Below are 4,977 nucleotides of genomic sequence, written 5' to 3' on the forward strand. Positions count from 1 at the left end.
GTTAATGACGTCCTGCTTCACCGGCTCCCATCGGTGGATCGAGGCTTAGCAGGGAACTTTGACCAGTCGCCTCAAAATCTCTTACCGGACCTCTTGCTTTCAGTAGTTCAACTCACGGCATCGATGTTCGTCGGATTTACGAGTCGGGGCTCTATGAGGCAGCTGCTTGGCATAGGTTTTCATCGCTGCTGCGAGCCACGGAGGCAAGACGGGATCGATCTTGCTGATCCACGCTCGTTGCTGGTTGTCACTCAAGTAGAGATCGGCCAAGGCCTCGTAGGAACTGGCATCTGGCTGCCAGAATCGGCCCATGGAGTTGTAGTGCTCGCCGACGAGCTCCTGAGCGGGGCCCGCACATGGTGGGACGCTTTGATGGAAAAGGGCCGCCATTCGGTGCAGAAGCTCGCGGCTCTTGGTTGCCGCCTGCTCGTAGTCGGCGACTTCCCAACTGGAGGTGGCCGCCGCGGCACTGCTGAAGGTGGCCTCCACACCGGGGCCGTGCACCGCCGACAAGTGGTTCCGTAAGCGGAGACGGTCTTGATGGAGGCCACGGAAGAAATCCTCGGGATCCATGACATCATTGCCAGTGAGGTCTGTGATGGTCCGCTCGATCGTCTCGATGACGGCGTCCAGACGATCTCGCTCAGAGAGGATTTGATCGCGTTGAAAACGCAGCGCGGAAATCTCGCTGCTCTGCCCGCTGATTACCTGCCCAATCTCGACCAGGCCCAGGCCCATCTGTCGCAACAACAGGATGCGTTGGAGCCGACGTAGCTCGGCACGGCCGTACCAACGGTAGCCATTGGCACCGACTTCACTGGGGGTAAGAAGGCCGATGGCGTCATAGTGTCGAAGTGTTCGAGAGGTGACGCCAGCGATCTTTGCGACCTGGCTGATGGAATGTCGCACCAAAGAAGCCTAGCCGCTTGACCTTCTCGTTAGGTCAACTTCTATCATCGTGGACATGAGCCTCACGATCACCAACATTCGGGTATTTGATGGCAACCGGATCACTAAGGACAGCGCCGTACGTATCGTTGACGGATGGATCGACGACGTCGGCGGCCCGGAGTTAGCCGACCCGTCGGATCAGGTTGTCGACGGAGCCGGGGGGACACTGCTGCCGGGGTTGATCGATACCCATCTTCACTTGTTGCCAGGAGCGCCGCAACAGGCGGTGACATTCGGGGTGACGACCATCATTGATCAGTTCAGCAAGCCGGAACTCGTCACACCGATCCTTGCCGGCAACGGATCTTCAGACGTCGCCGAGGTCCGGACCTCAAGTATCGGAGCGACCGCCCCCGGAGGGCACCCGACGATGGCATACTCTCCGTTTCCCTACGTCACTGGCCCCGAGGAGGCCTCTGGGTTCGTAGCGGACCGTCTTGCCGAAGGCGCGACCCACCTGAAGGTGCTGTACGACGACGGATCCACCAGCCCCGTGCCGATGCCCTCATTGGGCTTGGGCACGTTACGGGCGCTGGTGGAAGCAGCTCATGCTGCAGAGATCATCGTCGTCGCGCACGTCATGACGGCCGCCGCGGCCGTCGACGTCGTCAGCCAGGGCGTCGACGTGCTGGCTCATGTGCCCTTTGAATTGCTGAATCCCACGCAGGTGGAGACGTTGGCGGCAGCCGAGGTGGCGGTGATCGCCACGCTCGACATCGCTGATGGCTTCCCCGACTCCGAGGGCCGGATGCCGCTGTTGACGCAGCTCGGGCTAGCCACACGTCTGGGGCCGGCATGGACCGGGATGCTCGAACGCCAGGCACAGCGGTGGATGCCTCCTGGACTTCCGGACTTCGCTGCCGCACGTCGAAACGTGCACGCACTGCATTCCCGAGGAGTTGTTCTTCTGGCTGGCACGGACGCCCCGAACCCCGGTCTGGTCCCCGGTGCCAGCCTGCACCGTGAACTCCAACACCTGACCGAAGCCGGACTCAGCCCCTGTGAAGCACTCGCTGCCGCGACGTCCCGACCTGCTGACGTTTTCGGTTTGAACGATCGCGGATCGATCCTCCCGGGAAAACGAGCCGACCTTCTTCTGGTCGTAGGATGCCCAGACCAAGAAATCGTCGCAACACAGGCCATCGCTGCCGTGTGGAAGCAAGGGATACCGGTCGTGCTCGACGCCTACGTGGGCAGTGTCCAGGAGGACGAGAGCCTGACCGCGCTCCAAGCAACCAACGAGAAGATCATCGCCGCCATCACGAAGATGTGGCCGGAAATCTCCAGCTAAAGCTGGTCCTAGGCTCTTGGCCGAACTTAGCAAAAGCTCCAGCGGACGGGCAGCACGATGTGTGTCTCATCCCACAGGCGACGCCCCTAGGAAGTGCTTTCCGATTTGCCCAACTGTGAGTCAGATCCCACAGAGCTAAATCGCCTAGATCTGGGCGGCCTATTCCAGATAGGGCGCGCAGGAATCGCATGCGATCCAGCCTTGCGACAACGCGGCTTTCCCTTCCAAAGCGAAATCCAAATGTTCTGGAACAGTGCCTGGCGCTTACCCTAAATAGGATGGGGGTAGGTCTAACTCGAGGGGGAAATTTGCGAATCGAAAATATCAAGTCCATCAAGGACTTCAGGATCTTTCAGGGCTGGTCCCCTCCAACGGCATTCACCGGCTTTAGAGATATCAACCTTATTTACGCCAACAACGGCAGTGGGAAGTCCACACTCGCGTCGCTGCTGTGCCCGCCGCAGTCCCCTGACGGCTGGGCTGCTGGCGTCTCCTTGGAAATCTCTGAAGGAAAAGCCAATCGAGAAGTCACCTCCCCCGAGGACCCACTTTGGGAAAGGGTCTCGACTTTCAACAAAGCCTACGTGGAGGAGTGTTTCGATTTCCAAGCGGGCGAAGCCAAAGCACTTCTCGCCCTTGGAAAAGAAAATGCAAACCGCGAAAAAGAGCTGCGGGCTACACGCGCCCGGTTGGATGAACTGATTCTCGAGTCGCCAAAGCTAGAGAGAGCGGCCGCGCAAAAGGAAGCATCCCCCAAGATGATTCTCAAGAACCTCGGGACACTTGTCACTTCAACGCTTGGGGGTGTGAACGGTTACGGTCGTGGATACGACGCCCGCAACGTTCATAAGGCACTTTCGCGGGCGATGAAAGACAAGCTGAGAGCAGCTTTTGATCCTGAGGCGGAGATAGAAAAGGCACAATCTACCTTTCTCGAAAAAGTGACACGAACACCGCCGCTGTCCCTCGAAGTGCTAAGTACAGAAGACATTGCGGAAATACTGGCACGGATCCCAACAGCCAAGTTGATTAATTCTCTGATCACACATCCAGAGCACTCCGACTGGGTGCAGAAAGGTCTTTCACTTCACGGGAACCGAAGGACTTGTCTTTTCTGCGCCAACGATCTCAATCATGACCGGCTCGAGACACTGAACAGGCACTTCGATGAAAGTACAACGGAACTGCAGGATGAGCTTCGGGAAGCTATCGAAAAAGTCGAAGAAATCACAACGTTGCTTCTTGAGCAGAGCACCTACTTTCCAGACCCCGGACTTCTGTATCCCGAGTTCCGAAAGGAATACAAGTCACTACTTCAGGCTCTCCAGGAGCGAACTGACGAAATCACTCAAGATCTCATAACCGTGCGCGAGTTGCTCGATGCCAAGCTGAAATCCCTACACGAGCCTGCTCATCTACCAGAGCACTTGAATCAAAATTCCTTCACCCTCCCGAACATCGATCGGCTAGTGACGCTTCTGGACAATCACGACGCCCGAAGTGTGGCCTTCGCTAAAGTGCGCGAAACAGCATGCCAACAACTCGAGGCGTTCTGGATTGGCGAGCAGAAAGACGCTTACGACACAGCCATCCGCGAAGCCGACACAGCCAACAAAACACTTCAAGACAATGACACGATGGTGTGTGCTACCCGAGACAAGATCGTCCAGCTGGAGTCTGAAAAGCATGATCCTGGGCCGCCAGCCGAGTGGCTGAACCAGAGACTACACATCCTGCTCGGCCGGCCCGATATTCGGATTGTCCCCGTGGAAGAGGGACGTTACGCAATTTACAGGTATGGCTCGCCAGCGCTCCACCTTAGCGAGGGAGAATGTACCGCATTGGCTTTGCTGTACTTCGTTAAGAGCCTCAGCACTCAAGGCCGGAATCGCAGTGAGCAGATCGTCGTCATAGACGATCCCGTTTCAAGTTTGGACGACAACTTCGCAATCGGCGCCTCCAGTCTCTTATGGGCGGAGCTGGTGCAGCCGTCCGCATGTGGCTGCGGCCAGCCCGTTGCCTGCTTATGCAACCAGAAGCCTGTCCGAGACTGCGGTCAGGTGTTCCTGATGACCCACAATTTCGAACTCTTCAAAATCTGGGCAAACCAACTGGATCGCCTACCCAACAGCCCCCCCAAGGAGAAACGAGACTTCAAAATTCTCGAGCTACAAGCCCAGGCTCAGAAAGTCGACGTCGGGGTAGTCCGTCGCGTTCCCACGTGGCGCGACTGGGGATCGGACAAAAAGGACAAGGCCTTACGAACCCGTCTTCGTTCGGAATATCACTACCTCTTCTGGCGATCAGCAAGAACGCTGATTGACTGTGGCGATCGACCAACAATCGAGCAGGAAATGGATGCGGCTGTCATCCTTCCCAATGTATGTCGCCGTCTTCTCGAGGGCTTTCTCAGTTTTCGATTCCCCGAACAGATGGGCGACTTCAGGGTTCAGATGCAGACTGCACTCGACGGGATGGACGATGGCCTCACCCGCCAGAGACTAGTCACATACTTACATCATTATTCCCACAATGAACGCGTGGAGACAGGCCGGGGAATCAGCAGGCCAGAAGCAGTACACATCCTCCACGCCGTCTTTGAACTTATCCGCAAGGAAGATAAGAAACACTTCGTGGCCATGTGCCGTGCCTTAAAATTGGAGCCTCAGCTTCTGGCAGAAGGCACATCTCGCGCACCCGAAGAACCGGAAGAAGACGAGAAACAGGACCGAGCA

General features: G+C 57.2%; 3 protein-coding genes. 2 read left to right on the forward strand and 1 reads right to left on the reverse strand.

The window, feature by feature from the left end; translation table 11 throughout:
* Positions 1–99: 99 nt before the first annotated feature.
* Complete coding sequence (locus ACT3UE_RS15650; protein ID WP_444567014.1) at positions 100–909, reverse strand: MerR family transcriptional regulator; 810 nt, start codon at positions 907–909, stop codon at positions 100–102.
* A gap of 55 nt (positions 910–964) precedes the next feature.
* On the opposite strand from ACT3UE_RS15650, the gene ACT3UE_RS15655 reads away from it, so the two are divergent.
* Together ACT3UE_RS15655 and ACT3UE_RS15660 are read left to right on the forward strand one after the other, a co-directional pair.
* Positions 965–2,242 (forward strand): amidohydrolase family protein, encoded by a 1,278-nt coding sequence (locus ACT3UE_RS15655; RefSeq protein ID WP_444567015.1) that lies wholly within the window; start codon positions 965–967, stop codon positions 2,240–2,242.
* Positions 2,243–2,550: 308 nt separating this feature from the next.
* On the forward strand, positions 2,551–4,977 hold a 2,427-nt coding region (locus tag ACT3UE_RS15660; protein ID WP_444567016.1), incomplete at its 3' end, for an AAA family ATPase.

This window comes from Arthrobacter sp. 179 (assembly GCF_052379645.1).
Taxonomy (GTDB): domain Bacteria; phylum Actinomycetota; class Actinomycetes; order Actinomycetales; family Micrococcaceae; genus Arthrobacter_H.

What these genes read in the sequence shown, in the direction of transcription:
- ACT3UE_RS15655 (WP_444567015.1), top strand. Translation starts at nt 965, where the DNA reads ATGAGCCTCACGATCACCAACATTCGGGTATTTGATGGCAACCGGATC.